Source organism: Proteus sp. fly-1089, assembly GCF_040138965.1.
Lineage (GTDB): Bacteria > Pseudomonadota > Gammaproteobacteria > Enterobacterales > Enterobacteriaceae > Proteus > Proteus vulgaris_B.
On the sequence record NZ_JBEETS010000001.1, the window covers coordinates 507,141 to 530,879 of the forward strand.

At 35.0% G+C, this 23,739-nt stretch carries 24 protein-coding genes; 12 read left to right on the forward strand and 12 right to left on the reverse strand.

Translation table 11 applies throughout. The features are described 5' to 3' along the window. Nucleotides 1–170 precede the first annotated feature (170 nt). From sapF to pspF, 6 genes are all read right to left on the reverse strand, one after another. Entirely contained in the window at nucleotides 171–980 is an 810-nt protein-coding gene (gene sapF / locus ABN080_RS02400) for a putrescine export ABC transporter ATP-binding protein SapF (RefSeq protein WP_072067956.1), read from the reverse strand. Then, entirely contained in the window at nucleotides 970–1,971 is a 1,002-nt protein-coding gene (gene sapD, locus ABN080_RS02405; protein WP_072067957.1) for a putrescine export ABC transporter ATP-binding protein SapD, read from the reverse strand. The genes sapF and sapD overlap by 11 nt, the downstream gene beginning before the upstream one ends. After that, nucleotides 1,971–2,864, reverse strand: a complete 894-nt coding sequence (gene sapC / locus ABN080_RS02410; protein WP_072067958.1) for a putrescine export ABC transporter permease SapC — start codon at nucleotides 2,862–2,864, stop codon at nucleotides 1,971–1,973. The genes sapD and sapC overlap by 1 nt, the downstream gene beginning before the upstream one ends. Next, nucleotides 2,851–3,816 (reverse strand): putrescine export ABC transporter permease SapB, encoded by a 966-nt coding sequence (sapB, locus tag ABN080_RS02415; RefSeq protein ID WP_349440254.1) that lies wholly within the window; start codon nucleotides 3,814–3,816, stop codon nucleotides 2,851–2,853. The genes sapC and sapB overlap by 14 nt, the downstream gene beginning before the upstream one ends. 3 nt (nucleotides 3,817–3,819) lie before the next feature. Further along, the gene (gene sapA / locus ABN080_RS02420; protein ID WP_196553135.1) at nucleotides 3,820–5,505 is read right to left on the reverse strand and encodes an ABC transporter substrate-binding protein SapA; all 1,686 of its coding nucleotides are present in this window, start codon (nucleotides 5,503–5,505) and stop codon (nucleotides 3,820–3,822) included. Between the two features lie 286 nt (nucleotides 5,506–5,791). Then, entirely contained in the window at nucleotides 5,792–6,790 is a 999-nt protein-coding gene (pspF, locus tag ABN080_RS02425) for a phage shock protein operon transcriptional activator (protein WP_349440255.1), read from the reverse strand. 217 nt (nucleotides 6,791–7,007) lie between these two features. Between pspF and pspA the strand changes: the two genes are divergently transcribed. From pspA to tyrR, 8 genes are all read left to right on the forward strand, one after another. Next, nucleotides 7,008–7,676, forward strand: coding sequence for a phage shock protein PspA (pspA, locus tag ABN080_RS02430; protein WP_072067962.1), 669 nt, complete (start codon nucleotides 7,008–7,010; stop codon nucleotides 7,674–7,676). A gap of 36 nt (nucleotides 7,677–7,712) precedes the next feature. Further along, nucleotides 7,713–7,943 (forward strand): envelope stress response membrane protein PspB, encoded by a 231-nt coding sequence (gene pspB / locus ABN080_RS02435; RefSeq protein ID WP_036937208.1) that lies wholly within the window; start codon nucleotides 7,713–7,715, stop codon nucleotides 7,941–7,943. Then, a complete protein-coding gene (gene pspC / locus ABN080_RS02440; RefSeq protein ID WP_115349663.1) occupies nucleotides 7,943–8,299 on the forward strand; it encodes an envelope stress response membrane protein PspC in 357 nt (118 codons plus the stop codon). Before pspB ends, pspC begins: the two co-directional genes overlap by 1 nt. 117 nt (nucleotides 8,300–8,416) lie before the next feature. Then, nucleotides 8,417–8,671, forward strand: a complete 255-nt coding sequence (locus ABN080_RS02445) for a phage shock protein PspD (RefSeq protein WP_196553133.1) — start codon at nucleotides 8,417–8,419, stop codon at nucleotides 8,669–8,671. Continuing rightward, nucleotides 8,652–10,046: a YcjX family GTP-binding protein gene (locus ABN080_RS02450; protein ID WP_349440256.1), complete on the forward strand. Its 1,395-nt coding sequence runs from the start codon at nucleotides 8,652–8,654 to the stop codon at nucleotides 10,044–10,046. The genes ABN080_RS02445 and ABN080_RS02450 overlap by 20 nt, the downstream gene beginning before the upstream one ends. Then, nucleotides 10,043–11,086 carry a YcjF family protein gene (locus ABN080_RS02455; protein ID WP_072067965.1) on the forward strand — a complete coding sequence of 348 codons (1,044 nt, stop codon included), beginning with the start codon at nucleotides 10,043–10,045 and terminating at the stop codon, nucleotides 11,084–11,086. Before ABN080_RS02450 ends, ABN080_RS02455 begins: the two co-directional genes overlap by 4 nt. A 533-nt stretch (nucleotides 11,087–11,619) precedes the next feature. After that, the gene (locus tag ABN080_RS02460) at nucleotides 11,620–12,039 is read left to right on the forward strand and encodes a hypothetical protein (protein WP_340896398.1); all 420 of its coding nucleotides are present in this window, start codon (nucleotides 11,620–11,622) and stop codon (nucleotides 12,037–12,039) included. Nucleotides 12,040–12,192: 153 nt separating this feature from the next. Beyond that, nucleotides 12,193–13,758 carry a transcriptional regulator TyrR gene (gene tyrR, locus ABN080_RS02465; RefSeq protein WP_196553131.1) on the forward strand — a complete coding sequence of 522 codons (1,566 nt, stop codon included), beginning with the start codon at nucleotides 12,193–12,195 and terminating at the stop codon, nucleotides 13,756–13,758. 70 nt (nucleotides 13,759–13,828) lie between these two features. Here tyrR and tpx read toward each other — a convergent pair whose 3' ends face one another. Beyond that, nucleotides 13,829–14,332: a thiol peroxidase gene (gene tpx, locus ABN080_RS02470; protein ID WP_349440257.1), complete on the reverse strand. Its 504-nt coding sequence runs from the start codon at nucleotides 14,330–14,332 to the stop codon at nucleotides 13,829–13,831. Nucleotides 14,333–14,556: 224 nt separating this feature from the next. On the opposite strand from tpx, the gene ABN080_RS02475 reads away from it, so the two are divergent. Further along, entirely contained in the window at nucleotides 14,557–16,176 is a 1,620-nt protein-coding gene (locus tag ABN080_RS02475) for a peptide ABC transporter substrate-binding protein (RefSeq protein WP_349440258.1), read from the forward strand. 618 nt (nucleotides 16,177–16,794) lie between these two features. On the opposite strand, the gene ABN080_RS02480 is transcribed toward ABN080_RS02475, so the two are convergent. Both ABN080_RS02480 and ABN080_RS02485 read right to left on the reverse strand, forming a co-directional pair. Then, the gene (locus tag ABN080_RS02480) at nucleotides 16,795–17,355 is read right to left on the reverse strand and encodes an Ail/Lom family outer membrane beta-barrel protein (protein ID WP_349440259.1); all 561 of its coding nucleotides are present in this window, start codon (nucleotides 17,353–17,355) and stop codon (nucleotides 16,795–16,797) included. 258 nt (nucleotides 17,356–17,613) lie between these two features. Then, complete coding sequence (locus ABN080_RS02485) at nucleotides 17,614–17,955, reverse strand: DUF4377 domain-containing protein (RefSeq protein WP_072067970.1); 342 nt, start codon at nucleotides 17,953–17,955, stop codon at nucleotides 17,614–17,616. Between the two features lie 345 nt (nucleotides 17,956–18,300). On the opposite strand from ABN080_RS02485, the gene zntB reads away from it, so the two are divergent. After that, nucleotides 18,301–19,284: a zinc transporter ZntB gene (zntB, locus tag ABN080_RS02490; RefSeq protein WP_197269245.1), complete on the forward strand. Its 984-nt coding sequence runs from the start codon at nucleotides 18,301–18,303 to the stop codon at nucleotides 19,282–19,284. A 309-nt stretch (nucleotides 19,285–19,593) separates the two neighbouring features. On the opposite strand, the gene ttcA is transcribed toward zntB, so the two are convergent. After that, nucleotides 19,594–20,517, reverse strand: coding sequence for a tRNA 2-thiocytidine(32) synthetase TtcA (gene ttcA, locus ABN080_RS02495; protein ID WP_196553127.1), 924 nt, complete (start codon nucleotides 20,515–20,517; stop codon nucleotides 19,594–19,596). A 307-nt stretch (nucleotides 20,518–20,824) separates the two neighbouring features. Next, nucleotides 20,825–21,466, reverse strand: coding sequence for a leucine efflux protein LeuE (gene leuE / locus ABN080_RS02500; RefSeq protein ID WP_164526221.1), 642 nt, complete (start codon nucleotides 21,464–21,466; stop codon nucleotides 20,825–20,827). A gap of 484 nt (nucleotides 21,467–21,950) precedes the next feature. Here leuE and ABN080_RS02505 point away from each other — a divergent pair, with 484 nt between their 5' ends. Beyond that, nucleotides 21,951–22,247 (forward strand): putative quinol monooxygenase, encoded by a 297-nt coding sequence (locus tag ABN080_RS02505; protein WP_349440260.1) that lies wholly within the window; start codon nucleotides 21,951–21,953, stop codon nucleotides 22,245–22,247. Between the two features lie 67 nt (nucleotides 22,248–22,314). Continuing rightward, complete coding sequence (locus tag ABN080_RS02510) at nucleotides 22,315–22,914, forward strand: pentapeptide repeat-containing protein (RefSeq protein WP_196553126.1); 600 nt, start codon at nucleotides 22,315–22,317, stop codon at nucleotides 22,912–22,914. 46 nt (nucleotides 22,915–22,960) lie between these two features. Here the strand turns inward: ABN080_RS02510 and gloA2 are convergent, their stop codons facing one another. Beyond that, nucleotides 22,961–23,350, reverse strand: coding sequence for an SMU1112c/YaeR family gloxylase I-like metalloprotein (gene gloA2 / locus ABN080_RS02515; protein WP_196553125.1), 390 nt, complete (start codon nucleotides 23,348–23,350; stop codon nucleotides 22,961–22,963). Nucleotides 23,351–23,739: the final 389 nt, after the last annotated feature.

The window sequence follows — 23,739 nt, forward strand, 5'->3', positions numbered from 1 at the left end:
CATCATTCACAGTTTTATTTATCTGTTGGGTTATCACGCTTATTGTTAATAAACGTGGCTGATTCTACCACGACATTTGTAAATTTGTTTAATTTCCCTAGCACCTCCGAGGAGTTAGGGAAAAAGGGTGAAATAATGTGCAATTAACATTAGACCTATATTATTTATACTTAAGTTAAATCTTGACGCCAAGCTTCGGCTGTTAAGGCTTCACCAAAATGGCTTGCAACCAATCTTCGTGTGACTTCATGCAAAGGTGAAGCAAGAACTTCAGCTGTATTACCGCGTTCAACAACTTCACCATTATCCATCACAATAATCTTATCGCTAATATGTTTAGTCATACCTAAGTTTTGTGTTACATAAATATAGGCAATATCATGAGTTTCTTGCAGTTCTAACATCAAGTTTATAATTTGTGATCGTAAAGACATATCCAATGATGCGATAGCCTCATCAGCAATAATCACTTGAGGTTGTAAAATTAATGCTCTTGCGAGCGCAATACGTTGGCGCTGACCTGATGCAAACATATGGGGATAATAATTGGCATGTTCAGGCAAAAGACCTACTTGGCGTAATGTCTGATAAATGCGCTTTTCACGTTCAATAGCACTCAGATCCGTATTAAGACGCAAAGGAATATCTAATGTTTGACCGATACGCTGGCGTGGATTTAATGAGTTAGTGGGATCTTGGAATATCATTCTAATGCGTTGACTTCGATAAGGATAATCACCGAAATGGAGCTGATGCCCATTAATAAAAATATCCCCGCCTGTAGGCTCAGTTACACCTGATAACATTCTTGCTAATGTAGATTTTCCTGAACCATTAGCACCAATAATGGCTAAGGTTTGTTTGGGTTCAAGTGTAAAACTAACTGGCTTTACAGCTTCTAATTGTTGACGCCGAAATAACCCAGTGCGATAGCGAAAGGTTTTTGAAAGATTTTTTACCTCAAGCAATTTATCGAACATCAGTTGGCTCCACATTTAACGGAAAATGACAAGCCACGGCATGGTTTTTAAATAAACGTAACCGAGGGGCTTCAATACATTGACGTTGTGCATATGGGCAACGAGGGCCTAAACGACAACCGACGGGCAAATGTTCAAGCGAAGGGATTGCTCCTGGTAATGTATTTAAACGGCTCTTATGTGCCAATGAGTTGGTAAAATCAGGAATAGAGCGTATTAATGCTTGAGTATAAGGATGATAAGGCGTCACTAATAGTTCATCGGGAGAGGCAGTTTCAACCATTTGACCACAATACATCACTGTAATTTTATTCGCCAATTTACTCATCCATTGCAAATCATGGCTAATCAAAAGAATTGTCATATTATTATTTTGATTAAGTCGAGTAAGTAAACGAAATATTTGTGTTTGTGTTGCGGGTTCCATTGCGTTAGTTGGTTCATCCGCAATCAATAATCGAGGCTGATTAGCAATGGCGATGGCTATCATCACTTTTTGGCATTCACCTTCGGTTAATTCATAAGGGTAACTGCGCATAATATCTTTGTGATCTTTAATACCTACACGGTGCAATAATTCAATTGCACGACGTCTTCGCCAATGAAAGCGTTGCCACCAATGGCCTTTAAATGTCCAGCCTGGGATAGCTTGTATCAACTGCTGCTCAATTTTTGTCGCAGGATCAAGACAAGATTGCGGCTCTTGGAAAATCATTGAGATATTATGACCAATAACACGACGTCGTGCTCTTGGTGATAATTTAAGTAAATCAATATCATCAAATCGGAAACGATCAGCGGTTACGTTGATATTATCTTTAGTAACGCCACAGATGGCTTTTGCAATTAAGCTTTTACCTGATCCTGATTCACCAACAAGACCCCTGACTTCACCTTCATTTAGGGTAATAGAAACACGATCGACGGCTTTAACTGGCCCATCAGGTGTCATAAATTCAATGGTTAAATTGCGTATATCTAACAAAGGCATTATTCAACTCCCTCATTTATTGCACGCTGTAAACCATCTCCTAATAGGTTCACCAATAAAACGCTGATCATAATTGTGGCGCCCGGAATCAAGACAGTCCATGGGGCGACATAAATTAACTCAAGTGAATCACCCAGCATGGCACCCCATTCAGGAGAAGGAAGCTGAGCGCCTAAATTGAGAAAACCCAATGCGGTAATATCAAGAATAGCGATTGAAAAAGCACGCGTTAATTCAGAGACCAATACAGGGGTAATATTGGGTAATACGGTATACCATAAAATGGAAATATTCGATGCGCCATCAAGTCGAGAAGCAATGACATACTCTTTGTTTAATTCATCATTGACCGCAGAATAGATCATTCTGACTAAGCGAGGTAGCAATGCTAGCCAAATCGCTATCATGGCATGACCAAGGCTTGTTCCCACAAAAGCCACAACAATAATGGCCAGAAGTAGTGATGGAATTGATAATAAGGTATCTAATATATGGTTAAGAATGGCGGATTTTAAACCATGAGTCATCCCCGCAAAGCAACCAATAATCAAACCCATTAATGTCGCAGCAAAAGTGACAATAAATGCACCACCAAAGGTCATGCTTGTCCCAATTAAAATTCTACTAAAAACATCTCGGCCTAAGTCATCTGTACCAAAAAAGTAAGAAACGTTCCCATTTTGATACCAAGATGGTGGCGTTAATTGATGACCGAAAAATTGTTGATCAAGAGCATAAGGCGCAATATAAGGGCCAATTACACTCAATACTAAGAGAAAAAGAACACCATAAAACCCGACCATTGAGATAACATCTTTAGAAAAACATTGCCAAATCACCGCTGCGGGTGTCGGTGTTTTTTTCTCTTTATAAAACTGGCTATCTAAAGGCATATCCCACCTTGTGTTTCATTGGGTTACTCATAGCGCCTACAATATCTGACAAGACGTTGACAACAATGACCATTGAACCTACTAACATCACTCCTGCGGAAATCGCAGAGTAATCTTGTTGGCGGATTGCTGTGACTAACCAGCGACCGAGTCCCGGCCAGTTAAATACAATTTCAGTCACCATGGTAAGTGTAAGCATGGTAGAGAACTGTAAGCCTAATTTAGGGATAATAGGGGGTAAAGCATTATGAAGAATATGGCGGCGAATAATAGTAAAACGTGAGAGACCTCGAGTTGCGGCTGCCTTCACGTAGTTCTCTGACATAATTTCTTCCGTACTATTGCGCATTAATCGAATAACTTCCGTTGTAGGTGCAATAGCAAGTGTTGTTACAGGTAAAATCAGGTGTTGTAACACATTAATAATCATTTGCTGGCGATAAGGCGAATTAGATAACCAAGCATCAACTAATGCAATGCCTGTAATAGGCTGTAAGTTATAAAGTAAATCAATACGACCAGAAACAGGAAGCCAACCCAGTTTTAATGAGAAGAATAGTGTTAATAACAAAGCGAGTCCAAAAACAGGCACAGAAAAACCTAAGAGCGCAAAGTTACTAATAATAATATCAGCAGATTTATTACGCCAAACACCAGCAATGATCCCTGCGGGAATACCCATAATTAAGGCAAAAAGAAAGGCTAAGGTGCAAAGCTCCATTGTTGCTGGCAATGCTTCAATTAGTTGCGCTTTAATGGGTTCTCCATTAATAGAGGAAATACCAAAATCAAAATGAATCATATTGTGAGCATAGAAAAAGTAGGCATCTATTAGTGATGCACCACTTAATGGACCATTTGGTGTGTAATAGCTCAGGCTAAAGCTCACGAGTGACAAAAAGAACAGTGTCACAAGCAATAAAAGCAATCTACGTATTGAATAAATAATCATGGATTATTTTATAGCCTCTTTCTTGTGATTTTGTTCATCCACTTCTGCTTCTCGATAAACACCAGCAAAAGACGCATTACCGAAGGTACTTAATAGTAATCCTTTAATATCATAACGATATGCTTGCATACGTAAAGAATTAGCTAAAGGCAATACAGGTAGTTCTTGAGCGAGAATATCTTGTGCTTGATGATAATAATCCATTCTTGAAGCAAGTTGCTGACTATAAAGCGCTTTTTTTAAAATATCATCAAAACTCGGTAGGCACCAATGACTAAGGTTAGTCTGTGAACCAATAGCAGCACAACTAAATAGGGGACGGAAAAAACTATCAGGATCGTTACTGTCTGTTGACCAGCCAGATAACGTCATATCATGAGTCCTATCCATCATACTGGTTTCTTGGTATCGCCCTTCAATTGGGCGAATATTCATTTGAATGCCCACTTGAGCTAAGTCTGCCTGAATGAGCTCAGCCATTTTCAATGGGCTTGGGTTGTAAGATTGTGATGCGCTGGGTACCCAAAGGCTCAATTTAAGTCCATCAAGCCCTAATTCTTTTAGTATTTGTTTCGATTTCTCAGGATTGTACTCTGTGATTTTTGCACGATTATCATAAGCCCAAGATGCACGAGGAAGTACCGATGCGGCTGTTTCAGCAGTACCATAATAAATCGATTCCATTAAACGTTCATTATTTATGGCATAAGCAATAGCTTGGCGTACTTTCAGATCATTGAGTGGAGGCTTACTAGTATTAAAGGCTAAATAAGCAATATTCATACCTGAGCGTAATGTTAATCTTAACCGAGGATCATCACGTAAAACTTTTAATTGGCTAGCCGCTGGATAGGCTAAAACATCACATTCACCCGTTAATAGTTTAGATATGCGCCCTGTACCTCCAGCGCCCATATCAATAACAACTTGTTGCATTTTAGGCTGACCTTTCCAATAGTTTTCATTTCTGAATAAGCGAACAAATTGGCCTGGTTGATATTCATCAAGAAAGAAAGGGCCAGTACCTACTGGTTTCCAATCAAGTTGTGTCTGGTTACCTGATTTTTCTAAGCTTTGTGCATATTCAGCGGAAAGAATAGGGGCGTAATGTGTTGCTAAATGCCATAAAAAAGAGGCGTCAGGCTCTTTTAAGCTAAACTCGACTGTGTATTGACCCAATTTTTTAATTGATTGGATATTGTCGGCAAAACTTAAGCTATCAAAATAGGGATATTTCCCACCATTAACTTGATTATAAGGATTTTGTGGGTTGATCATCCGTTCAAAACTAAAAATTACATCATCTGCTGTGAGTTTTCGCGCAGGTGTAAACCACGATGTTTGCTGAAACGAGATATTTTTACGTAAATAAAAGCGGTATGTTGCGCCATTATCTAGCGATTCCCAGCGTGCTGCTATTTCAGGAATAAGACGATAAGTATAAGGGTCAACATCTAAAAGACGATCATAAAGTTGCGCCGCAAGGGGATCGATAATTAATCCACTGCTTGATAATTGTGGATTAAAGGTATTCACACTGCCATCAACACAATAAACAAAGCCATTTTGATTAATAGGAGTTGGCTCTTGTTTTATCGATAGCGCTTGTGTTTTTGGTGCTACATCTGCGATACAAGTAGCACTTGTTAAGCTAACTAGCAGAGTACCAATAAGTAAAATAGGGCGCATAATAATGTCTTTTAGAGAAACGATTTTGCTATTGTAACTTAAAAAACTTTCTATCCCCAAATAGTCAAAAAAAACAAAGTGAGAAAAATTCTCAACAAAAAGCTTTACAAATGCTAATGATAAAGATTATCATCCGTATTGTCCTTCTGGTGGTAAGAGGTTTTCCGCAGAAGGTACGACATTGCTCACATTGCTTCCAGTATTTTTTACTAGCCAGCTCGGGTGCTGGCTTTTTTTTTGCCTATTTTTTAAAAACTACTTTTTGATAAATAAAAACCATTATTAATTATGTTGTTATGTGATGTTTTCTAATCAACCCTCTAAATTGATCGTAGCTTAACTTCAGTTTCTCAGCCGCTTCTTTTTGATTATATAAACCCTCTTTCAATGCATTGCTAACTAATATTTTTTCCATTTCATTTTGCCATTGTCGCAAATCAAGAGGTAAATCTGGTGGCGAAAAAGACGGAATTTTTTTTTCTAATGGTGATTGTTTTGATATCGCGGTTTGCAAGCCTGCAAAAGGATTAATAATAATATTGTCTAATTCTCTATCACTGGTTCCATGGCGATAAACCGAACGCTCCACAACATTTTTTAGCTCACGGATATTACCAGGCCATGAATAGCCTAAAAGAATTTGGCATGCGTTATCACTAAAACCAGGAAAAAAAGGTAATCCCAGTTCTTGGCACATTGAAATTGCGAAGTTTTCAGCAAGTAACATGATATCTGCTTGTCGTTCCCTCAACGGGGGCAACCTGATGACATCAAAAGCTAATCTATCCAGTAAATCAGCACGAAATTTACCTTCTTCAGCCATTGCAGGTAAATCTGCATTTGTAGCGCAGATAAGTCTAACATCCACATGCAAAGATTGGCTGCCACCAACACGCTCTAAATGACCATATTCAATAACCCGCAATAATTTTTCTTGTACAAGCATTGGCGCTGTTGCCAGTTCATCAAGAAAAAGAGAGCCACCATCAGCACGTTCAAAACGCCCTTGATGGCGACTTTTAGCGCCAGTGAAAGCACCCGCTTCATGACCAAAAAGTTCAGAATCGAGTAAGTTATCATTAAGTGCAGAGCAGTTGATAGAAATAAAAGGGCCTTGCCACCAAGGTGCAAGGTAGTGTAATCGGTGAGCGATTAACTCTTTACCTGTACCTCGTTCACCAATAATTAATACCGGTTTTTTTAATTGAGCAAGTGCTGAAGTTTGTTCTAAAACATCAATAAATTGACTATCAACACCGATTATTGTCTCTAAATTCTCATTCATTGGTTAAATTCACCATAGTGAGGTATTTTTTACCAGTTTATCAGGTGTTCGAAAAATAGGCGAACAATATAAATTTCCTATTATTAATAGGTTAAGTGAATTTTAAAAGTTGGCACGTTAATTGTATTAACTAAAGTAAGCCGAGCGTTATGATAGATGACGCCATTTAATGAAACATTTAACATTACTAATTAGCATAGCTATTAAGGATGACATCATGGGTATATTTTCACGTTTTGCTGACATTATTAATGCCAATATCGCTTCTTTATTAGATAAAGCGGAAGATCCTGAAAAAATGATCCGTCTAATGATCCAAGAAATGGAAGATATGTTAGTTGAGATCCGTACAACGTCTGCACGTACTTTAGCTGAAAAGAAAGGATTAGAGCGCCGTATCGAACAAGCGGAAAAACAGATTAAAGATTGGCAAGATAAAGCTGAGTTAGCTCTGATTAAAGACAAAGAAGATTTAGCTCGTGCGGCATTAATTGAAAAACAACGTGTTGCTTCAGTTAATGATACGCTAAAACATGAGTTGATTATCATTGATGAAACCTTGACTCGTTTGAAAGGTGAAATCAGTGAATTAGAAAATAAATTGACAGAAACTCGTGCTAAACAACAGTCTTTAGTTGTTCGCCATCAAGCAGCAAATTCATCTCGTCAAGTTCGTCGCCAATTAGACAGTGGTAAAATGGATGCAGCAATGGCACGTTTTGAACAATTTGAGCGCCGAATTGATCATATGGAAGGCGAAGCACAAAGCTACGGGTTAGGTAAAGAGAAATCATTAGACCAACAGTTTGCTGAATTAAAAGCTGATGATGAAATTAGCGCGCAATTAGCGGCATTAAAAGCTAAAATCAATATCAATAAAGAGTAACAGCAAGCGTAATAACCATCTTATAAAGGATATGTAATGGGCTATATATTTCTGGGAATACCACTGACCATTTTTATTTTATTTGTTCTCCCTATCTGGCTGTGGTTGCATTACAGCAATCAGAAAGGTGGTGGGAATGTTCAGTTAACCCAACAAGAAATGCAGCGACTGAGCGCGCTGGTGGATAAGGCTCAGCAAATGCAGGAGCGCATTAAGACGCTAGAACAAATACTTGATGCAGAACATCCTAACTGGAGGCAATCATAATGACGGTACAAAGTAAGAAATTGTATCGCTTGCCACAAGAGGGCGTGATCCGTGGCGTATGCGCAGGCCTTGCCCATTATTTTAATATTCCTGTTTTACTTGTCAGGGTTATTGCGGTGATTGCACTCTTTGCTGGATTTTTTGGACTAACTATTGTTGCTTATCTTGTTTTGAGTTTTTTTATGGAGCCTGCGCCAGCTAATTACCAACAAGGTGGTGAGCAACAGGAGAGTTTAAAAGAAATTTTAAGCGGTGTTGATAATCAATTAATGCAAGGTGAAAAACGTTTACAACAAATGGAACGATATATTACCTCTTCCAGTTATCAATTAAATAAACGCTTTCGCGATCTGTAATATTTTCACCAATTGATCCGATAAGACGCTCCGATTTAGGAGCGTCTTTCGTTAAGTCGGTTTATTTTCTACTGAATGAATTAGGAATAAGCAAAATTCCTGATTGAGGAGAGTGCTATGAATATTAATCAAGCTTATACCTCGTTAAAAACAAATAAACTCACCTACTTTGCCAAAAAAGGGTTAACATTTGGGGTAATGTTATTGACTTTATTTGGGCCAGCCGCAATAACTGGCAGTATAATAAAACGCGTAAGTAGCAAGCCGTTACGTTGGTTGGTTCTATTGATAGCAGAGCCTGTTATTAAAGCAGGTTTAAATAAGCTATCGCGTCAAATGTCTTGGGAGAAACATGAAGCGCCTACAAAATGAACTTACAGCTTTTATTAATCGTGGTGTTGATAGACATCTTCGCTTAGCGGTAACTGGATTAAGCCGAAGTGGTAAAACGGCATTTATTACTTCTTTAGTTAATCAACTTATTAATGTGCATACAGGTGCGCGTTTACCGCTATTTTCAGCGGCACGAGATAAGCAACTATTGGGTGTAAAACGTATTCCTCAGCATAATTTAAATATCCCCCGATTTACTTATGACGAAGGAATGGAATCGCTTTATCACACGCCTCCAAGTTGGCCGGTTCCGACTAAAGGAGTGAGTGAAATTCGTTTACAACTACGTTATCGCTCAAATGAATCATTAACACGTTTTATCAAAGAAACATCTTCGCTTTATTTAGAGATTGTTGACTACCCGGGCGAATGGTTATTAGATTTACCGATGCTTGAGCAAGACTATTTTGAATGGTCAGAGCAAATGAATAAGGTAAATCGTCAAAGAACATTGCCAGAACAAAATTGGCAAACACTACTTAAAAAATGCGATCCCTTTGCACCTGCTGATGAAACATTATTAGCGGATATTGCCTCCGCTTATACTGAATATTTATTAGCATGTAAAAAAGAAGGGCTCCATTTTATTCAGCCCGGTCGTTTTGTTTTACCTGGTGAATTAGCGGGCGCGCCTGTTTTGCAGTTTTTCCCTTGGCCCGATTTACAACAGCATGATATTACTAAATTAAAAAATGCTGATAAACGGACTAATATTGGCATGCTAAAGCAACGTTATGAATATTATGGTCAGCATGTGGTAAAAGGTTTTTATCGAGATCATTTTCAAGGTTTTGATAGGCAAATTGTTTTAGTGGATTGTTTGCAACCTCTCAATCAAGGCGCTGATGTTTTTAATGATATGCGGCAGGCTTTAACACAATTAATGCGTAGCTTTCATTATGGTAAAAGAACACTACTTCGGCGTTTATTTTCACCTTGTATTGATAAGTTATTATTTGCAGCGACTAAAGCTGACCATATTACAGTTGACCAGCACGAAAATTTAGTTTCATTGCTTCAACAACTTATTCAAGATGCTAAACAAAATGCTATTTTTGAGGGGATCAGTATTGATTGCATGGGGCTTGCCTCTATTGCTGCAACTGAAAGTGGCATTGTGGATCACCATGGTGAAAAAATCCCAGCATTAAAAGGTTTTCGTTTAAGTGATAACAAGCCTTTGGTGTATTTTCCTGGTGAAGTTCCTAAACGATTGCCTGAAAAAGCATTTTGGGAAAAACAAGGATTTAGTTTCGAATCTTTTAGACCACAACAAATATCAAGAGATAGCGCAGTTCCTCATATTCGTATGGATAGTGCAATGGAATTCTTGTTAGGGGATAAATTAAAATGAATGAGCCATTAAAATCACGAATTGATTTTAAAGAGCCCATACTTCAAGATGAAGTAAGCTTAAAGAAAGGTATTGATTTTCAGGAAAATGAAGCATTTCTACCTATTGATCCTCAATTAGATGAAGAAAACGAAGGGCAGTTAGAAGGTGATATCCAATCTATTCTAAAACCTAAAAAAAGTGTATGGAAACGCTTAATCACAGTTGCAAGTACTATTTTAGGGATTAGCGTTATCGCTCAAACAGGGCAATGGATTTATGAGTCATGGATAAACTCGGATTGGATTGCATTAGGTGCGGCAAGCGCAGGGGGCTTAATTGTTATTGCAGGAATTGGCTCTGTAATAACAGAATGGCGTCGTATCTATCGCTTACGCCAAAGAGCAGATGAAAGAGATAAAGCAAAAGAATTACTTTATAGTCATGCGATGGGAAATGGCCGACCTTTTTGTGAGAAATTGGCTAAACAAGCAGGGATACACTCACAACATCCTGCACTAATTCGTTGGCAAAGTGCATTACATGATACGCATAATGACAAGGAAGTATTAGAGCTTTATAGCCAATTAGTTCAGCCTATTTTAGATAAACAAGCGAGAGCTGAAATTAGTCGCTCTGCTGCAGAATCAACATTAATGATAGCAGTAAGCCCGCTAGCGATGGTTGATATGGCTTTTATTGGTTGGCGTAATATTCGTTTGATTAATCGTATCGCTGAAATTTATGGTATAGAGTTGGGATACTATAGTCGCTTAAAATTATTTCGCCTTGTCTTAGTCAATATTGCATTTGCGGGTGCTACTGAACTAGTAAGAGAAGTCGGAATGGATTGGCTTTCTCAAGATCTAGCTGCACGACTATCAACACGAGCAGCCCAAGGAATTGGTGCTGGTTTATTAACGGCACGTTTAGGGATCAAGGCAATGGAATTATGCCGACCACTACCTTGGATCGATGATAATAAACCAAAGTTGGGTGATTTTAGAAAAGAGCTTATAGGAAAATTAAAAAATACAATTAGTGGTAAGAAAAAAGAATAAAATAAAGTTTCTAACATTGAGTTATTTTAAATAAAAACCGTAGAGTTATTTCTACGGTTTTTTTGTATAAAAAATTTTTGAAAAAAGTTTGTATAAAATTACGACCATGATGTAAATGTCGATATTTTATATTTAAATAAATAATTTCATGCTATAAAATACCGTCTGTTTTTATTTATTATATTGTAATTATTTATTAATGAAATTAGTTCAATAAATTATCTTTAAAAAGAGTAAAACTATCCAAAAAGAAAGGTGTTTATAATCTATTGTATTTATTGAATAATGTTCGTGTTCTTGGTGAAATATTCGTAATTTCTATAAAAATATTCCCTTTTTGATAGAAAATAGTATTGAGTTTAATAGGGTAAGTAGCGTTAAATATCACGGTAAAATATTTACCACATAAATATTATCTTAATATATTTTCAAAACTTACTTTGTAGGCAATTTTCTATTAAAAAAGAAAGATAGTTTTATTTATAAGAAATAGGTAAAGAGTTAACAAATAATACTTTTAATTAGGTCGAAAAATGAAAGAAATACAGATATCAGTAATAAAAAAACTCTCGAAGGAAAGACGCAGACTTTATCTTAGTTCTACTCTTAATGTGTCAAATATTGATAAACAATTGAGTATTTTGATCCCTATTCTTAGTGAAACAATCGATGAAATTAAAAAAAAGCAGTACCAAAAACAACCTAAACCATTTCAAATAAAAGAAACATCAGAATTTTTTGAATATCTAAGAGAGGCAGATAAAAAAGAACAGGCAATCAATGCATTAGAGTATCTTCTTTTTTGTTTTGATAATGGTTGTAAAACTATTAAGAAAGTAATACGCCGAGAATTAGGCCCCTTAATAAAAGATATCGAATATCTTATTGATTTTGAGCTAAAAAAAATAATAAAAAACTCTTCATTTTCATTATTTGATTTTTTTAAAGCATAAATAATTCAAGTTTAAAATCAAAATACAAGCTTATCTGTGTAAAAATAAATGCTAGTAGTGTCAACTTTTGCTGACAATGCTCTTTATTTGGTTGATATTTATGTATAATATCTAGAATAAGTTCAGGGTCACTCAGTATTAAGAAGGTTTATAATGCGTTTAGAGATCACTTGTGAAGATCGCATCGGGTTAACCCGTGAATTGTTAGATCTACTAGTATTAAAAAATATTGATTTGCGTGGAATTGAAATATTTCCAATAGGTCTTATCTACCTGAATTTTTCACAGATTGACTTTGATATATTTCAACCGCTAATGGCGGAAATACGGCGAATAAATGGTGTTATTGATGTTCGTACGGTTGCATTTATGCCATCAGAACAAGAGCATCGAGCCATGTGGACACTGCTAGAATCTGTGCCAGTTCCGGTTTTTTCTATTAATATTAAAGGCCAAATAAAATTACAAAATCCGGCAACTCGTCAACTATTTGAACTTGATGCTAACGATAATAGCGAGAAATCATTCAATCAACTGATCCCTAATTTTAATATTCATCGTTGGTTAGAACAAAAAGATCCTTCAGCTGAAATTATTCCAATCAATTTAAAAAAACAAAGTTTTGATATGGAAATAGTACCAATAAAACTTGCAGATGATAACCAATCTAATCATTGTGTCGGCGCGCTTATTTTATTGAAATATCGAGATGCTATTCATGAGAGTTCAAAATTAATTGTCAGTGATAATCATGAATTTGAGAAAATTATTGCTGTTAGCTCTCAAATGAAACAGCTTGTTGAACGTGCAAAAAAAATGGCAAAAATGGATGCGCCACTGCTATTGGTGGGGGATACCGGTACAGGAAAAGATTTATTTGCTAAAGCCTGTCATTTCCTTAGTTCCCGCGCTAGAAATCCTTTTTTGGGACTCAATTGTGCTTCAATGCCTGATGATGTAGTAGAAAGTGAATTATTTGGTTATGCTGCAGGAGCTTACCCTAATGCTGTGGAAGGAAAAAAAGGCTTCTTCGAGCAGGCAGACAGAGGAACTGTTTTACTTGATGAAATTGGTGAAATGTCGCCTCAAATGCAAATTAAGCTTTTACGTTTTTTAAATGACGGGACATTTCGCCGTGTAGGTGAGGAGCACGAGGTTAATGTCAATGTTCGTATTATTTGTGCGACGCAGAAAAATTTGTGGGAGTTGGTGCAAAAAGGATTATTTAGAGAAGATCTCTATTATCGCCTGAATGTATTAACGTTAACTCTACCTCCGCTGCGGGAAAGAAAAGCCGATATTATGCCGTTAGCGATGCATTTTATTAACCAATATTGTATTGAGCAGCAAGCAACTAAGCCTGTAATATCACCGGAATTATCAGTTTATTTAACACAGTATGGTTGGCCTGGTAATGTTCGCCAATTAAGAAATACTGTTTATCAAGCAATGGCACAATTAGTAGGAAACACTCTGCGAATTCAGGATATTACTTTACCTGAACATACAGATGAAACGCTATTTGATGAGGATTTATTGGAAGGCTCTTTAGATGAAATGACAAAACGCTTTGAAGCTTCAATTTTAACACGTTTATATCGTGATTATCCAAGTACCCGGAAACTTGCAAAACGTTTAGGCATTTCTCATACTGCGATTGCTAATAAATTGAGAGAATATAATTTAACAAATAAAAAGAACGAAAAATCTGAAGGTTAATTTTGTTGTAGGAATATCTGCATAAAAAATAGACGAGCATTACGCTCGTCTATTTTTTTTATAATGAATATTATTTTAGTGCATTTAATGCATTATCATAATTTGGCTCAGTTGTGATTTCATCAACTAACTGGGTGTAGAGAACAGTATTGTTTTCATCTAACACAATCACAGCACGGCTAGTTAAGCCCGCTAATGGGCCTGATGTAATAGCAACACCATAGTTTTCTTTAAATTCAGCACCACGCATTGTAGATAATGTTACAACATTATCTAAACCTTCAGCACCACAAAAACGCGCTTGGGCAAAAGGTAAGTCAGCTGAAATACATAAAACAACCGTGTTACTTAGTTCATTTGCAACTTTATTAAATTGACGAACACTTGCAGCACAAACACCCGTATCTACGCTTGGGAAAATGTTTAGAACTTTACGTTTACCTGCAAAGTTTGTTAAAGAGATATCATTAAGATCTTTACCAACGAGAGAGAAATCAGCAGCTTTTTGACCTACTGTTGGGAATTTACCCGCCAGAGTCACTGCATTTCCTTGTAAAGTAACTTGATGTGCCATTGTTGTTCTCCTTTATTAGTTGTCAGACTAATTATTATTAATACTAAATTATTAACGAAAAATCTTGTTAATGCTTAACCATTATTAAAACTTACCACTATTTGCATAGTGACCATGAAAAACATAAAAATTTATAAAATATTTGTAATCAGTGATTGTGCCTTTTTATCAGGCTCTTATAATTATGCAGTTCATTCTCATACAGATTACAGGACGAAACAGTCATGCGCAAAATATTCGTCATTTCATGTGCACTTGTCGTTCAAGGATTATTCCTATCGCAGGTAAATGCGGCGGTAGTACCAGCTGGAACGATACTTGATAAAAAACAAGAAGTGGTTAGACATTTAAAAGATGAACCAGCGTCACTTGATCCTATTAATGCCGTTGGTTTAACAGAAGCTCAAGTGCAACGTGATTTATTTGAAGGGTTGACGATAGAAGATGAACATGGGCGAGCTATTCCTGGCGTCGCTCAGAGTTGGCGTACTGAAGATAATCGTGTATGGATCTTTACTTTGCGTGATAATGCAAAATGGTCTAATGGAGAAAGAGTCACTGCGGCTGATTTTGTTTACAGTTGGCAACGATTAGTTGACCCTAAAAATCTTTCACCTTTTGCATGGTATGCTTCACTCGCTTCTATTGAGAATGCTCAAAAAATTATTGATGGAAAATTAAAACCAAGCTCATTGGGTGTAGAAGCAATAGATGAAAAAACGTTAAAAGTGACGTTAGAGCGGCCCGTTTCTTATTTTCCAAGTCTGACAACGAATTTTTCTTTATACCCAGTTCCTCGCCATAGCATTGAAAAATATGGTGTTGGTTGGATCAAGGTTGGTAATTTAGTTGGAAATGGTGCTTTTGTTTTAACAGACAGAGTGGTTAATGAAAAAATTGTATTAACGCCTAATCCTTATTATTGGGATCATAAAAATACAGTATTAACAAAAGTCACTTTTGTACCGATAAACCATGAATCACATGCAACTAAACGCTATTTAGCGGGTGATATCGATATAACAGAGTCATTTCCTAAAAATTTATACCATAAACTAATGAAAGATATTCCTAATGAGGTTTATATACCAGATCAATTAGGAACATATTATTATGCTTTTAATACTCAATCAGGGCCGACAAAAGATATTCGTGTACGTAAAGCGTTGGCAATGGCAATAGACAGAAAAATCATTACCGATAAAGTGTTAGGCACTGGTGAAAAGCCAGCAAATCGTTTTACACCAGATGTTACGGCTAATTTTACACCAGAATCAACTATTTACGATGAATATAATCAAGATGAGTTAGATAGCCAAGCCAAGATACTGTTGGCAGCGGCAGGATATGGCTCTCATAATCCATTAAAATTATCATTGTTATATAATAATTCGGAAAATCATCAGAAAATTGCCATTGCAGTCGCTTCTATGTGGAAGAAAAAGCTAGGGGTTAAAGTTGAGCTACGCAATCAAGAATGGAAGACGTATATAGACAGCCGAAACTCAGGGGATTTTGATGTGATAAGAGCCTCATGGGTTGGTGATTATAATGAACCTTCTACTTTCTTAAGTTTATTAGGCTCTAAACATGCGGGCAATATACCTAAATATCAAAACAAGCAATATGATGAAATTTTGACATTGTCAGGCATGGCGATTGATGCAAATGAAAGAAATAGTTTATATAACCGAGCAGAGCAAATTATTGCTGAGGATGCGCCAATAGCACCTATTTATCAATATACTAATGGACGATTGATAAAACCTTGGTTGAAGGGTTATCCCATTGAGAATCCTGAAGATGTTGCCTATAGCCATACGCTGTATATATTAAAACATTAAAATAGTAATGAAATAGATTACTTGAAATTGGCCATTGGTGAACTCAGGCTGTATAAAATAGTAAGAGAAAATAGATAATGCCTCAAAGTTAATACCTTACTTTGAGGTGTTTTTTTATTTAAAAACAAAAAAGAAAACTAAACAATTCTTGTTTACAGTATTAATCTTGAATAAATGGAGGTGTGTATAAAATAAGAGGGCATATAAATAAAAAAGAACCCCTTTAAAAAGGGGCGTAGCAAAATAAAGCAGATTAATTTATTGTCTGGATATAAATTATATTTTTAATACCTTGTTTGCACGCTTTTTATTGTATCTAACTGTTACAGCAATTAATAATATATGTATAAAAAAAAGTCCCTCTGTTATAAAAACAGAAGGAGACTCAAAAGGAATAAACATTGCAGAAGAGATGTTAATACATTTTTGCCACTTTGTTTTGACTAATTGTGCAATGTGTCCGATGTTAAATATTATATTTCATATTATTTATAGGTGTAATCCCTTAAATACAATGAAAATTGATGTATTTATTACTATATTTAAGCCTTTTATAGATAAATTCACCTATTAGTATTCTATTTATTGTTAAATAAAACTATAGTTTTTTAGGGTGATTTAAAAACGATAACCTAAAGATAATTGTATGCTATTTAATTCAATGTGACGTTTGTTTGCTGTGACATCGGAATAAAGATAGCCAAAGTTAATTGCAATCTCTTTTGTTGGGTGATAATCGATACCTATTTGACCAATAACACTTGTTGTATCAACAATATGTGTGTCTGTTACCTCTATTTCAGGGTGAAATTTATCTTCTTTATGTTTTAATTTATTGGGCCCCATTTGGGCATAGACAGAAAAGGTCGGTGTTATTCTATAAGTAGGACCGATTAATAGAGCTGTGGTTTTAGTTTTATACTGTTTTATTGATGGTGTGATAAAACGAGGTTCTTTAAAGGATTCTTTATGATTTGAATTTAAATGCAGTAGAGAAACTAATATTCCCCACGTATTTCCTGTCTCATAACGATAGCTGACAATCATACCCTTTGCTATATCACCTTTTATTTTTCCATGTATATAACCGCCATAGACGGTATGTGCCTCATTATTAGCATGCAATGTAGAAGAATAAGATAAAGCGAAACTAATTAAAAAAAAGACTAATTTATTCATTATAGAATTTCTATGTTGATGTAAAGAACTCTATTTTTAGTAAATTCAAGCACGATTTCAATGTTAATTAATTGAAATTACTCTTAAAAAAAATTAGCAGACTTATCTATAATAAATAATAAAAAATGAGATTACATAAATAGCTTATTAATAAATTTTATCAATTTGCTAATAATAACCATCAGAAAAATAATATTAATAGATGAATTACTCACAATAGCGAATACAGCCTATTGTGAGCTTGAATTAAGTAAAAAATTACTTTTTATCGACAATTTCTACCAGTGTGTATTTTACACTAGGTGCATCAGCAGGGGGATTAGGAATATCTGTAACATTTACTTTTAATGTGTATTCAGTACCTGCTTTATATTCAAAACCTTCAATATTCTGATAGAAAAGGGACCATTCGCCTGACGGTAGTTCTTTCACCTTCATGCATTTCATTGGTGCAACACCGACACAGTCATAAAGTTGTGAATCGACCAAAAGTGTTTTTGTTGTATCAGAAGTAGAGGCAGTATTAGCACTTTCAGTCGATGTTGCATCATTGCATCCGACTAAAAGTAAAAATAAAGGAATAGCGAGAAATTTTTTCATATTCATGACCTTATTTTTAGGTTGCAATAAATGTATAAGATAATATTTAGTATACACTAGGGAGCTAATTATTATAAATTACAGTAGATAAAATTTTTTCTATAAATAAAGGAAGTTATCTATAGGTATTTTTAGTATTAATATACTAACGTAATTATCCGAATTAGATTTAGTGTAATAATCCTAAAGTGGGAAATATAAATAGAAGTTTTAGATTATTATACAAAAATAGTGTTGATATACAGTGGACTAGAAAAAAGTATAAAATAAAGCTTTGAAAATAATTAGATAAAGAGACTATGAATTAATCTATTGTGACTAAAGCAAGAGTATGGAGGAAACTAAGTGAAAACAATTAATGACTCTATTTTGCAAGATTCAGATGCAATTTATGCCGCACAACTTGATGGACATGGGGGAGCCATAGAAATAACACCAAAAACAGTTGTTTCAAATGAAACACCATATTGGATACATTTAGATTATCGCAAGCCACAAAGTGCACAATGGATCCAAGATACAGAATTACTTCCACCGATTGCTAAAGATGTATTATTAGCTGAAAACGTAAGACCTAAAGCACAGCGTATTGGTGAAGGTGTCATTATCAACTTACAAACAATTAATAATAATCCTAATGACCGACCTGATGAACTAGTTGCATTCAGGATTTATATTAACAGCCAAACTATTATTTCAAGTCGTCATCGTCGTGTTAATTCGGTTGATTCAGTTATTCATACATTAGAGTTAGGCAATGGACCTGAAAGCAGTGGTGATTGGCTTATTACCATGGCGGATGCTGTGACCGATGAAATAGGGGAGTTTGTTGAAACGCTGCATGATCAATTAATTGAATTAGAGGATATGATCCTCGATCAACAAATACCGGCGAGAGGTGAGCTTGCCTTATTAAGAAAACAGCTGATTGTCTTACGTCGTTATATGGCACCACAGCGAGATGTATTTTCAAGACTCTCTATCGAAAAGCTACCATGGATGAGTGATAGCGATAGAGTCACAATGCTCGAAATATCAGAAAGACTTTCTCGACGTTTAGAGGATTTGGACAGTAGTATTTCTCGTACAGCAGTGATCGCCGATGAAATAACATCAATGATGGCTGATGCGATGAATAGACGTACTTACACTATGTCATTAATGGCGATGTTATTTTTACCAACAACATTTCTAACAGGACTATTTGGTGTCAATTTAGGCGGAATACCTGGAAATGAATTTCCTTATGGTTTTACCATTTTTTGTTTATCTCTCTTTGTTTTGATTGTGATTGTTACTTGGTGGTTAAAGCGTAGTAGATGGTTGTAAAAATTCAGCAAATTAATCGTAACTAAATGGATTTAAAAAAGAATTCTCTTACCCTGTTTGAGATATATCAATTTTTTAAAATAGAACATCTGGCATTATAACTCTCGCAGGTGAATACAACGTTGAGCGATGAACGTTGTGCTCCATAATTGTAGTTTTTCTCATATTGAGTTCTTAATACAGAATAATTGACCATTATTACACCGATGTTTATTAACATCGGTTTTTTTTTGCTTAAAATTATTGTTGGCGATTATTTTATCAAAAAAATCCTAAGCCTCTAAGGCAATAAGGCTTAGGTGATAGAGACTATTTAACTTCAACAATATCTAATTTATTCTGGCTAAAGTCTGGGCGCTCGTCATCTTCTTCTTGAAACATCACCGGTACAGCAGGGATCTCATCTTTATCAAATGCTAAGTCACCACCATTAATAACTTCATCACCATGTTTGATATTGGCAAAGTCAAATAATTGAGTATCACACAGATGTGATGGAACAATATTTTGTGTTGCTCTAAACATCGTTTCAATACGCCCTGGATAACGTTTATCCCAATCTCTCAACATCTCTTTAATTACTTGGCGCTGAAGATTAGGTTGAGAGCCACAAAGGTTACATGGAATAATTGGGAATTGCTTGGCTTGTGCGAAACGTTCAATGTCTTTTTCACGTGCATAAGCGAGAGGGCGAATAACAATATGTTTGCCATCATCACTCATTAATTTAGGTGGCATGCCTTTGAGTTTGCCACCATAAAACATATTTAAAAATAACGTTTCCAAAATATCATCACGATGATGACCTAAAGCAATTTTAGTTGCGCCGAGTTCTGTCGCTGTGCGATATAAAATACCCCGACGTAAACGTGAACATAACGAGCAAGTTGTTTTACCTTCAGGAATAATATCTTTGACAATTCCATAAGTGTTTTCTTCAACAATTTTATATTCCACACCAAGTTCATTTAAATACTCAGGTAAAATATGCTCAGGAAATCCGGGTTGTTTTTGATCTAAATTGACTGCAATAAGTGAAAAATGAATTGGTGCGCTTTTTTGCAGATTCATTAAGATGGAAAGTAGTGTGTAACTATCTTTACCACCAGAAAGGCAGACCATGATTTTGTCGCCTTCCTCAATCATATTAAAGTCAGCGATAGCTTGCCCAACATCACGGCGTAAGCGTTTTTGGAGTTTGTTGAAATTATACTGCTCTTTTGGGATGCTCATTTTTTACGGTTCTATATCGTTGCTGATTATTCTGTAACTTGCTAACCAAGGCTTTGTTTTCATGTTACGGTTTGATCCCTTAAAAACTTTATCAATCAATAAGCTTTTAAGACCCAAATACTGGACGATTTGAAAAACAAAGTTATTTATGGCAAGAAAATTGATAAGTCGCCAATGATACCAGATGCTAGGGTAGTTTCGATATAGATAACTGCAGTTAAGCGATATCAGAACTAGTTAAACATGGAAATAAAAAACGGCAATTCGTCAATGATTGCCGTTTTTTCTCATTTTTTACTACATTTTATTATGATGATAATGTCGCTAATTTTGTAGCAAAACCCATAAAGAAAATGCCTATAACACCATTTCCTAACTTAGCAATATTTTTGCGAGAGCCGAAGAATCGAGCAAGCGCTACACCGCCAAATATTAAAAAAGAGAGATAGATAAAACTAAAAGCCTCAAGCATAGAGGCTAGGATTAAATAGGATAACCCTGTATGTGCATAATTAAAGTCGATAAACTGCACAAAAAATGAAATATAAAATAAGATTGCTTTAGGATTGGTTAAACTTAATGTGAGTGCTTTTCTAAAAATATGTTTTTGTATATTCGCTGTTTGTTCAGCATGTGCTTTTTTGGAAAAAAAAGTTGAATGAATAATTTTTATTCCCAGATAAAGAAGGTAAAAAGCACCTAAAAAACGGACAATAGTAAAGAGAACTGGGGAGGCTTTTATTACAGAGGCGACACCAATAAAGGCGAGGAAAATCAAAATTGCATCACCTAAAAAGACACCAAATGCTGCACGGTAACCTGCACTGACACCGCCAGATGCACTTGTTTTTAGTACATAAAGTGTGTTAGGTCCAGGAACAAGAATAATAAAGAACATACCAGCAAGGTATGTCCAAATATTGAGTACGCCAAATTGTTCAAACCACACGTTAACCCCCAAATCTGACTTCTTCGTATAACTTCATGAACCATTATTATATAAAGAGGATCGCTCCTATTAAAACGTATATTTTCATTTAAATTAATAATAAATGTTTGATGATCACTGCTATTTATTCAACAAAAAAATTTCTTTGTTATTTCAAAGAGATATTAGCACTATTTCTATCTTTCCTTTCAAAATAGGTGTGCTCTTAAAAAGAAGATAACGTATTGATAGAGATATTAAATATGTCTTAAAGTCAAAAATACAACAGAGAAAATTGATGAGTTTGCCCAAAAAGTAAGACTGTTCACTTATTAGCTGGAAAGTGAACACTTAAAAAGAATATATCTGCTTTAACGATGTTATTTTCATCTTTTTAATATTGCTTTTTTCTTATGTAAAGATGATAGATCTCTTTAGGTAACTCGACTATATTTATCTGTATGTTTATACAGTTAATGCTTATTAAGTCGATCAAGGAAACATCATGCTAAAAGTGATTGCTGAAGAATTTATTAAAACAGAAGCGATTGAAATTGTTTTACCACTCTACTGTGAATTAGTGGAAGCGACAAAGAAAGAACCTCTTTGTATTAGTTATGATTTATATATTGATGAAAAAGACCCAGGTCATTTTGTTTTTATTGAGCAATGGCCTGATCATGCTGCTCTTGATATTCATTGTGCCAGTGAACATTTTCAGCGGCTCGTTCCTATGATTGATGCCTATAAAAAAGCTGAGCCTAAATTTTTACTTATGGGGAATGCTTTTGATGAAAAGTAAAGGGAAGAGCACTAGTCTACTTTTTTAGGAGAGTTATTTGTTAGCATAAAATATATCGGAGTAAATTATGGAAAGTATAGAAAATAACCAGGATTATTTAGACAAAACATTTAATAAACTTGATGTGGCAGAAGGGGAATTTAAAAATATTACCTTTGAACAATGCGAATTCCATCAATGTGATTTTTCATCTGTAAATTTATCACACTGTAAATTTGTTAATTGTTTATTTGATCGTTGTAATTTAAGTTTAGCATATATACCGAATACTCGTTTTTCTAATACAGAATTTATAGGGTGTAAACTCGTTGGTATTGATTGGACTAAAGCACATTGGCCTCGGTTTGATCTCTATTCACAATTAAGTTTTAAAAGTAGTATTTTAAGTGGATGTAATTTTTTTGGTTTAAAACTCTATGAATCTGTTTTTGATGATTGCCGATTGCATGATGTCGATTTTAGAAATGCAGAACTTAATAAGTCGATAATGATAGGATCTGATTTTACAAATAGCTTGTTTATGCAGACAAATATTGAGGCTGTAGATTTTACAGATTCACATTCATTTGATATTGATATTCGTCAAAATAAAATTGCAAAAGCAAAATTTTCAAAATTTGAAGCACTTGATTTATTGCGATATCTCGATATTAAATTAGTCGATTAAAATTGTCAGAAAGAGCCACTTAAATAAGTGGCTTTTTTAGTATGGTTTATGCGCAATATAATTCTAGAGGCAATCCGTCGGGATCTTGAAAAAAAGTAAATTGCTTATGACTACCAGGATCAATTCGTATTGGCTCACATGTAATACCATGTTGTTGTAGATATTGAATACTTTCTTCAACATTATCGACACTAAAAGCAAGATGGCGTAAGCCACAGGCTTCTGGATAATTTAAGCGTGGAGGTGGTGCTGGAAAACTAAATAGCTCAATTTGGTAATTATCCCCAAATGCAAGCTCTGCTTTCCATGATTGTATTGCTTCACGATAATTTTCTTTGAGTAACGTTAATCCCAAAATATTGCAATAGAAATGTTTACTCACTTCATAATCGACACAAATAATCGCAACATGATGGATTTTATTGAGTTTTAGCATAAATAGTAGCGCTCTAATCTAGTAAGAAATTCCCACCTATTATGATGCTAAATAAAGTTAACAACAATAGATTAATTTTTAAACTTAAATTAATTTATTACCTTTAAAACTACCATGTGTAATAATTTGTTTCTCCTTAACCTATATAATGGTTTTTTCTTTCTAGTGTTGAATAATTTGCTTTTAATTACAGTGAATAAAATAATATTTAAAATAAATTCACACCTAAAAATATAGACTCATTATTTAATTAATAATGGTGTAAAATGATGTATGTTTACTCTTAATAAGGATGGACTTTTAATCTTCTCCTTATTGATAATAATGTCTTTGTAAATAATTCATTAATAAAGTATTATTTACAAATAAAATTATTGGATTTATTCCAG

What these genes read in the sequence shown, in the direction of transcription:
- sapF (WP_072067956.1), bottom strand. Translation starts at nt 980, where the DNA reads ATGTTCGATAAATTGCTTGAGGTAAAAAATCTTTCAAAAACCTTTCGC.
- sapD (WP_072067957.1), bottom strand. Translation starts at nt 1,971, where the DNA reads ATGCCTTTGTTAGATATACGCAATTTAACCATTGAATTTATGACACCT.
- sapC (WP_072067958.1), bottom strand. Translation starts at nt 2,864, where the DNA reads ATGCCTTTAGATAGCCAGTTTTATAAAGAGAAAAAAACACCGACACCC.
- sapB (WP_349440254.1), bottom strand. Translation starts at nt 3,816, where the DNA reads ATGATTATTTATTCAATACGTAGATTGCTTTTATTGCTTGTGACACTG.
- sapA (WP_196553135.1), bottom strand. Translation starts at nt 5,505, where the DNA reads ATGCGCCCTATTTTACTTATTGGTACTCTGCTAGTTAGCTTAACAAGT.
- pspF (WP_349440255.1), bottom strand. Translation starts at nt 6,790, where the DNA reads ATGAATGAGAATTTAGAGACAATAATCGGTGTTGATAGTCAATTTATT.
- pspA (WP_072067962.1), top strand. Translation starts at nt 7,008, where the DNA reads ATGGGTATATTTTCACGTTTTGCTGACATTATTAATGCCAATATCGCT.
- pspB (WP_036937208.1), top strand. Translation starts at nt 7,713, where the DNA reads ATGGGCTATATATTTCTGGGAATACCACTGACCATTTTTATTTTATTT.
- pspC (WP_115349663.1), top strand. Translation starts at nt 7,943, where the DNA reads ATGACGGTACAAAGTAAGAAATTGTATCGCTTGCCACAAGAGGGCGTG.
- ABN080_RS02445 (WP_196553133.1), top strand. Translation starts at nt 8,417, where the DNA reads ATGAATATTAATCAAGCTTATACCTCGTTAAAAACAAATAAACTCACC.
- ABN080_RS02450 (WP_349440256.1), top strand. Translation starts at nt 8,652, where the DNA reads ATGAAGCGCCTACAAAATGAACTTACAGCTTTTATTAATCGTGGTGTT.
- ABN080_RS02455 (WP_072067965.1), top strand. Translation starts at nt 10,043, where the DNA reads ATGAATGAGCCATTAAAATCACGAATTGATTTTAAAGAGCCCATACTT.
- ABN080_RS02460 (WP_340896398.1), top strand. Translation starts at nt 11,620, where the DNA reads ATGAAAGAAATACAGATATCAGTAATAAAAAAACTCTCGAAGGAAAGA.
- tyrR (WP_196553131.1), top strand. Translation starts at nt 12,193, where the DNA reads ATGCGTTTAGAGATCACTTGTGAAGATCGCATCGGGTTAACCCGTGAA.
- tpx (WP_349440257.1), bottom strand. Translation starts at nt 14,332, where the DNA reads ATGGCACATCAAGTTACTTTACAAGGAAATGCAGTGACTCTGGCGGGT.
- ABN080_RS02475 (WP_349440258.1), top strand. Translation starts at nt 14,557, where the DNA reads ATGCGCAAAATATTCGTCATTTCATGTGCACTTGTCGTTCAAGGATTA.
- ABN080_RS02480 (WP_349440259.1), bottom strand. Translation starts at nt 17,355, where the DNA reads ATGAATAAATTAGTCTTTTTTTTAATTAGTTTCGCTTTATCTTATTCT.
- ABN080_RS02485 (WP_072067970.1), bottom strand. Translation starts at nt 17,955, where the DNA reads ATGAAAAAATTTCTCGCTATTCCTTTATTTTTACTTTTAGTCGGATGC.
- ttcA (WP_196553127.1), bottom strand. Translation starts at nt 20,517, where the DNA reads ATGAGCATCCCAAAAGAGCAGTATAATTTCAACAAACTCCAAAAACGC.
- ABN080_RS02505 (WP_349440260.1), top strand. Translation starts at nt 21,951, where the DNA reads ATGCTAAAAGTGATTGCTGAAGAATTTATTAAAACAGAAGCGATTGAA.
- ABN080_RS02510 (WP_196553126.1), top strand. Translation starts at nt 22,315, where the DNA reads ATGGAAAGTATAGAAAATAACCAGGATTATTTAGACAAAACATTTAAT.
- gloA2 (WP_196553125.1), bottom strand. Translation starts at nt 23,350, where the DNA reads ATGCTAAAACTCAATAAAATCCATCATGTTGCGATTATTTGTGTCGAT.